This is a genomic window from Kitasatospora sp. NPDC093558, from assembly GCF_040683475.1.
GTDB lineage: Bacteria > Actinomycetota > Actinomycetes > Streptomycetales > Streptomycetaceae > Kitasatospora.
In genome coordinates this window covers 1-3,577 of record NZ_JBFBDY010000628.1, presented here as the reverse complement: position 1 = coordinate 3,577, position 3,577 = coordinate 1, and the positions used below count along the sequence as shown (strand labels likewise).

Sequence of the window (3,577 nt, the reverse complement as noted above, 5' to 3'; positions counted from 1 at the left end):
CAGCGCCGTGAGGCCGGACGCCGATATCGCGGACACGGCGAGCGCCACCGCGGCCAGGCGGCGGGAACGGCGGCGGGCGGTGGAAGGGGCGGTGTTCGACACGGAGGCCTCCAGGCGTCGGTGCGGTCCGCGTGCGGCTGCGAACGCGGCGGGACCAGGACACCAAGGGTGTGTAGACAATCCATCAACAACGCGTCAGCGCCCGCCCCACCCCGCGCACCCCCGCCGTGACCTGGCAGGATGTCCGACCGTGACACACAGCGAGGGCTCCCGCCCGAACACCGGGCAGCGGCGTGCCGGCCGCGGGAGCGACGACCCCTGGCCCAGGCGCCCGTTGCTGACGGCACTGTGGATACCGGCCGCCGCCGTCCTCCTGCCGCTCGGCGGGGCCCTCGGCGCGTTCGGGCTCTGGATGCTCGTCCCCTCGCTCGCCCTCACCCTCACCGGGATGGCCGGCCTGATCGCGGCGCTCTGGGGCCTCTGCCCGTCCAGGGCCCTGCGGAAGATCTCGCTCGGCCTGCTGCTCGCCCCTCTCATCGCCGTGCCGCTGCTCAGCATGAACACCGCCCAGGCCACGGTGCTGACGATCCGTGGCGTCGAGCACCCGGGCACGGTCGCCGACGTCCGCGTCATCCACGGCAAGACCACGACCTACGACTGCGACGTCCGCTACGACGACACCCCGGGACGCATCCACGCCATCGGCTGCGGCGCCGCCGACACGGCGGGCGAGCGCGTCGACGTGACCGAGGACCCGGGCGGCCTGGTCTCCCCCGAGTTCTCCGGCCAGGCCTCGGGCGGCCGCTTCGACCTCGTCATGGCCGCGTTCTTCGACGTCGCCCTCGTGGCCATCGCCCTCACCACCGCGACGGCCGGCGTCCTCATCCACCACCACCGCACCCGCCGGACGCAGTAGCGGTCCGCGGTCCGCGCCGTCGACCGACCTGATGCCCGAGAGGCCACCGAAGCGGAATCAGCAGATCCGCGGCAGCTGTTCCCCCATCGGCAGGTCGACGACCCGGGTCCCGCCGAAACCGGTCCTGGCGACGACCATCCCGGGGTGGTCCTCGACGCACTCGCCGATCACCACGGCCTCCGCGCCGAGCGGGTGGGCCCGCATGGCGGCGAGCACCGCGTCCGCCTCGTCGCGCGGGACGAAGGCGACCAGCTTGCCCTCGTTGGCGATGTACATCGGGTCCAGGCCCAGCACGGCGCACGCGTTGGCCACCGCGTCCGGGACGGGGACGGACCGCTCGCCGATCACCACCCCCACCCCGGCCGCCGCCGCGATCTCGTTGAGCGAGGCCGCCAGGCCGCCCCGGGTGGGGTCGCGCAGCACGTGGACGTCGCGCGTCACCCTGAGCATGGCCCCGACGAGCCCGCCGAGCGCCGCGCTGTCGCTGCGCACCTCGACGCCGAACTCCAGGCCCTCCCGCACGCTCATGATCGCCACGCCGTGCAGCCCGATCGGCCCGCTGACGATGACCACGTCACCCGGCTCGGCCCGCTGCGGCCGGATGTCGACCCCGGCCGGGACGAGCCCGATGCCCGCGGTGTTCAGGTAGATGCCGTCCCCGTGCCCGGCCTCGACCACCTTGGTGTCCCCGGTGGCGACCTCGACCCCGGCGGTGCGGGCGGCGGCGCCGAGCGCCCGGGCGACCCGGTCGACGACGGCCATCTCCACCCCTTCCTCCAGGATGAACCCGCAGGAGAGGTACGCCGCACGGGCCCCGCTCATGGCGAGGTCGTTGACCGTCCCGTTCACGGCGAGGTCGCCGATGCTGCCGCCGGGGAAGAACAGCGGCCGCACGACGTAGGAGTCGGTGGAGAAGGCCAGCCGCGAGCCGCCTAGCTCCAGCACGGCCGAGTCGCCGAGCCCCGCCAGGGCCCGGCCGCCGAAGGCCGGCGCGAAGATGTTCTCCACGAGCTCGGCGGACATCGCCCCGCCGCCCCCGTGGCCCATGACGACCCTCGGGTGGTCGCGCAGCGGCAGCGGACAGCTCCACCCGGAGAAGTCCACCACCCCGTTCTCCGCGAGCAGTTCGACGTCAGCCAACGGAACTCGCCTCCCCGACAGTGATCGGCACGGCCGGCGTGCTCAGCCGCCGGTAGAGGTAGTACGCGGCGCAGGCCCCCTCGCTGGACACCATGGTGGCGCCGAGCGGGGTGCGCGGCGTGCAGACGGTGCCGAAGGCCTCGCACTGGTGGGGCTTCAGGAGCCCCTGCAGCACCTCGCCGCTGCGGCACGCGGCGGGCTCGCGGGTGGTGATCCCGGCGACGTCGAAGCGGTGCTCGGCGTCGTGGTCCCGGTAGCGCGGCGAGAGCCGCCAGCCGCTCAGCGGGATGACGCCGATGCCCCGCCAGGCGCGGTCGGCGACCTCGAAGACGTCCTCCAGCATCGCGCGGGCAGCCGGGTTGCCCTCGGGGCGGACGGCGCGCGGGTAGGCGTTGTCGACGGTGTGCTCCCCGCGCTCCAGCTGCCGGACGGTCCGCCGGATGCCCTCCAGGATGTCCAGCGGCTCGAAGCCGGTGACGACGATCGGCACCCGGTGGCGCTCGGCGAGGGCCGGGTACTCGGAGGTGCCCATGACGCTGCACACGTGTCCGGCGGCGAGGAAGCCCTGGACCCGGCAGTCCGGCGAGTCCATGATCGCGTCGATGGCCGGGGGCACCCGGACGTGCGAGACGAGCATGCTGAAGTTGCGCAGGCCCTGCTTCCTGGCCAGGTGGACGGCCATGGCGTTGGGCGGGGCGGTGGTCTCGAAGCCGATGCCGAAGAAGACGACCTCGCGGTCCGGGTTGTCCCGGGCGATCCTGAGCGCGTCGAGCGGCGAGTACACCACCCGGACGTCGCCGCCCTCGCCGCGGACGCGGAACAGGTCGCGGTCCGTCCCCGGCACCCGCAGCATGTCCCCGAAGGAGCAGAAGATCACCCCGGGCCGGGCGGCGATCGCGAGCGCCCGGTCGATCATCTCCAGCGGGGTGACGCACACCGGGCACCCCGGACCGTGGATCAACTCGACCTCGTCCGGCAGGAGTTGGTCGATGGCGTGTCGGATGATGCTGTGCGTCTGGCCGCCGCAGACCTCCATCAGCGCCCACGGCCGGGTGACCGTCGCCCTGATGTCGGCGAGCAGCCCCGCCGCGAGCTCGGGGTTGCGGAACTCCTCCAGGTACTTCACCGCTCGACCTCCTCGGCCACGCGTGCCGCTTCCCACGGGTCCCCGAACTCCTCCTGCAGCAGCCCGAGTTCCTCGAACAGCGCCAGGGTCCGCCGGGCCGACTCCTCGTCCAGGCGCTGGAGCGCGAAGCCCACGTGGACGATCGCGTACTCCCCCACCGCGAGGTCGGGCAGGTACTCCAGGCACACGTCCTTGACCACCCCGCCGAAGTCCATGACCGCCATCCGGGTCCCGTCGCGCTCCTCGATCTCCGTCACCCTGCCGGGCACCGCCAGGCACATCCGCCCTCACTCCTCCCGGGTGGCCGACGACCGGGCGGCCACCATCAGCTGGCCGAGCGCCAGCCCTCCGTCGTTGGGCGGCACCCGGCGGTGCCGCAGTACGGTGAAGCCGTC

At 73.6% G+C, this 3,577-nt stretch carries 4 protein-coding genes; 1 reads left to right on the top strand and 3 read right to left on the bottom strand.

From position 1 onward, the window contains the following. Nucleotides 1–250 precede the first annotated feature (250 nt). Nucleotides 251–916: a hypothetical protein gene (locus AB0O00_RS32740; protein WP_363658004.1), complete on the top strand. Its 666-nt coding sequence runs from the start codon at nucleotides 251–253 to the stop codon at nucleotides 914–916. Between the two features lie 57 nt (nucleotides 917–973). On the opposite strand, the gene hypE is transcribed toward AB0O00_RS32740, so the two are convergent. Genes hypE through AB0O00_RS32725 form a run of 3 tightly spaced genes read right to left on the bottom strand, consistent with a single transcriptional unit; the run spans nucleotide 974 to nucleotide 3,463 of the window. After that, nucleotides 974–2,056: a hydrogenase expression/formation protein HypE gene (hypE, locus tag AB0O00_RS32735; protein WP_363658002.1), complete on the bottom strand. Its 1,083-nt coding sequence runs from the start codon at nucleotides 2,054–2,056 to the stop codon at nucleotides 974–976. Then, the gene (gene hypD / locus AB0O00_RS32730) at nucleotides 2,049–3,182 is read right to left on the bottom strand and encodes a hydrogenase formation protein HypD (protein ID WP_363658000.1); all 1,134 of its coding nucleotides are present in this window, start codon (nucleotides 3,180–3,182) and stop codon (nucleotides 2,049–2,051) included. Before hypD ends, hypE begins: the two co-directional genes overlap by 8 nt. Then, nucleotides 3,179–3,463 (bottom strand): HypC/HybG/HupF family hydrogenase formation chaperone, encoded by a 285-nt coding sequence (locus AB0O00_RS32725; protein ID WP_363657998.1) that lies wholly within the window; start codon nucleotides 3,461–3,463, stop codon nucleotides 3,179–3,181. Before AB0O00_RS32725 ends, hypD begins: the two co-directional genes overlap by 4 nt. Nucleotides 3,464–3,577 lie beyond the last annotated feature (114 nt).

Coding starts and splice junctions, on each gene's coding strand:
- AB0O00_RS32725 (WP_363657998.1), bottom strand. CDS start 3,463: ATGTGCCTGGCGGTGCCCGGCAGGGTGACGGAGATCGAGGAGCGCGAC.